At 55.6% G+C, this 2,467-nt stretch carries 1 protein-coding gene and 1 pseudogene; both read right to left on the reverse strand.

The features are described 5' to 3' along the window. Window positions 1-40: 40 nt before the first annotated feature. On the reverse strand, window positions 41-1,660 hold the full coding sequence (locus tag B7444_RS09160; RefSeq protein ID WP_035730757.1) for an alginate export family protein: 1,620 nt from the start codon (window positions 1,658-1,660) through the stop codon (window positions 41-43). After that, window positions 1,660-2,430: pseudogene (locus B7444_RS09165) on the reverse strand (MFS transporter); the annotation flags it as partial. The pseudogene B7444_RS09165 and the gene B7444_RS09160, both read right to left, overlap by 1 nt. Window positions 2,431-2,467: the final 37 nt, after the last annotated feature.

Raw genomic sequence — 2,467 nt, forward strand, 5'->3', positions numbered from 1 at the left:
AGCAAGCTTCATCTTCTATCTTAAAAAATGAGTCCTGAGCCTAGAATGCGTCGCTCTTTGCGCCTGCGGTCCGCATGCTACGGGACGCGATGAAGCCCACGATGTCGTGCGTCCAGGTCCAGTGCGGGGCGAAGTTCCAGGCGAGTTGGGTCTGGGGGATCGTTCCGATGAAGCCGCCGGACAGCCCATTGCGCCAGGAATAGATCTTGCCCGTGCCGTAAACCGCATCCTGCGTGCTTTCTCGCCAGAAGAAAGGTACATGCAGCTTGAAGTGAAGGTTTTTCCGCAGCGCGAATGTCGCCAGAGGTCCCACACCGATCAGGTTCTGGGACGTTACGGACAACGTCACATCGTTATAGTACGGCAAGGGAAAATAGGGGGATGCAAACGTCCCGACTGCGCCATCCTTGCTTTTGTAGGATCCACCGGAGAAGAGGTCGGCCTGAAGACCTGTGCTTGGTTTCGTCGGAAGATCAGGGCGATTATACAACAGGGATGCATTGACAGCATAAGCCCGTACGGCCCGGGTTGGCTGGCTTTCCTGTGCTGGCCGAAACTGACCTCCCTGGAATACGCCACTCAGGCTCGTCGAGAAGGGGCCGACATTGCCCCAAAGCCGCATGCCGACATTATCCCGACGGCTCGAACCGGCTTCTGTACCTGTTATGGTCGGGATAGACGCTGCGGCGCCACTGTAGAGATAGCCGATATAAAAGACGTCTGCGAAAAGCTGGCTGTTCTTCCCCATGGCGGTGAATGCAGGAAGCACCGTAGACGTCATGGCACCATACATCCGGGCGCTGTAGTTCGTGCCGTCCCCGAAAACAGCGTCAGGCAATTTGTTGGTCTGCATGAAATCGAACAGATCCACCCGGAAGCGTTTCCAGATGGCATAGCCACGGAAGCCATCCCAGGTCTGCTGGGTATTGGTCAGGTCTCTCGCAGACTGCATAAAGACCGGCGTATCAAGGAAAACCTGTCGGCCACCGATAATGCCTGCCTTGGCACCCAGAAGATGGCCTTTGATTTCCAGAATACCCTGCTGAAGATCCAGTCGCTCTCTTTGAACCCCTGTTTGATACCCATAAGTATTGGAGCCTCCAGCAACGCCATACAGAAACTCGGCGTAGGCACGGACATGCTCCCCAAGATGGAGATCAGCCCCATAGAGATTACGAAGCAGAACACGGTTTGCGTCCGTCTTGCCTGCTGTGCCCATCAGAGGCTGATTTTCATAGATGTACCTGACGCGTTCCTCCGCGTTCAGAGACAGCCAGATGCTCCCACTCTCATTCACGCGAATGTATTTCAGGCGATTGAACCAGTCGTTTTTGCGCTGTTCCGGTGGCGTGCTGACAATATCGCTCCAGTCTTCTGCCCAACGAACCTGACCAAATCCCGCCATTGCTCCGAAACCGGCACCCCCTCCATTCCCGGCATTGAAGACGCCCCAGTCAGGGGAATGAAGAGGTCGGACCTGCTGAGAATGAGCCATCTGGCGGACAGCTTTTACTTTTGATGGTTCGGAAGGATGAAGACCTGAGCGGGTGGTGGGCGTATCGTTAGCCTTCAAAGAGTTCGAGAACGCGAGCCCACCCAAAGCGAGGCCTGCCAGAATTGGCGCATAGGGAAGGGGAGAAAGAAGGGAAAGGCCACCCATCACGCCGCCTCCATCCAGCGCCGATGACACAGAACAACGCAGAGACAGGCAGTCAGGCAGATCCCGGCAAAAGCGAGAAATCCAGGCCCATAGGAATTAACGATTTGCCGGGCTTCGCCGAGTGAAAGAGCCAGATAAAAGCCCCCCACACCACCAGCCATGCCAACCAGACCTGTCAGAATGCCGACCTGACGTGGGAAGCGGGCCGGTACAAGTTGGAAGACGGCCCCATTTCCCAAGCCTAGCGTCAGCATACCGAGGAAGAATGCCGGAAATGCGAGATAGATCGTTGGAAGCCCAAGAGCGATGATACCAAAGCAGACTGCAGCGGTCGCATACAGAACGGTTAGAGCTTTTGTGCCACCAACACGGTCAGCGAAGGCTCCACCAACGGGCCGCACAAAAGAACCGACGAAGACGACAAATGCTGTGCATGCCCCGGCTACTGCGGGTGAAAGGTTGTACTGGTCGTTAAAATAGATGGTCAGGAACGATGCAAGACCCACGAACCCGCCGAAGGTCACGCTGTAGAAAAACATCAGCAACCAGCTATCGATAGATCCCAGAACGGGTCCCCAGGCCCGTAGGCCAGGGGATGGCGCACGGTTGGTGGGCTCTTTAGCCAGAACGAGGAAAACCAGAAAAACACAGATGAGAGGTAGCGTTGCAAGCCCGATAACATTCCGCCATCCGACCAGAACCGCAAGTCCGGGCGCAAAGAGTGAGGCAAGGGCAGTTCCTGAGTTGCCTGCACCCGCAATGCCTAGGCTCAGGACTCATTTTTTAAGATAGAAGATGAAGCTTGCT

Origin of the sequence: Gluconobacter thailandicus F149-1 = NBRC 100600 (genome assembly GCF_000964465.1) — a bacterium.
GTDB lineage: Bacteria > Pseudomonadota > Alphaproteobacteria > Acetobacterales > Acetobacteraceae > Gluconobacter > Gluconobacter thailandicus.